Origin of the sequence: Vibrio sp. 10N.222.49.C9 (assembly GCF_041474985.1) — a bacterium.
GTDB lineage: Bacteria > Pseudomonadota > Gammaproteobacteria > Enterobacterales > Vibrionaceae > Vibrio > Vibrio crassostreae_C.
The window spans coordinates 1-315 of record NZ_JBFRVD010001217.1; the positions used below are offsets into that span (position 1 = coordinate 1).

A 315-nucleotide genomic window follows, 5' to 3' on the forward strand; every position below is an offset into this window, starting at 1 on the left:
ATGCGTCGTTAATATCGTTGGCTCAAGCTTGTTAGAAAAGATGAATAGCACCAGTGCCACTCTGGATGCGGATGTGAGTGAGTTCGATCACGCAGATATAGAACATACCGCCAGTACTACGGTGAGCCCTTTGTCAGTAAAAGATTCGCCAATTCGTTATGAGTGCCGTTTAAGAGAGATTATTTCATTAAGTGATCTTCCAGCGGGTGGAACAATCGTTCTGTTAGATGTTAAGTCTGTTTATGTGCGTGATGATTTGTATGTTGATGGGGTGATCAATCAGAAGCTGGTCGATACTGTGGGTAAGATGGGCGG

The 315-nt window shown here is 44.1% G+C and carries 1 protein-coding gene; it reads left to right on the forward strand.

Annotated features, from left to right (window positions below; genetic code table 11):
* Positions 1–315: flavin reductase family protein (locus AB4585_RS27635; RefSeq protein ID WP_372171949.1), on the forward strand; the 315-nt coding region annotated here is incomplete at both ends.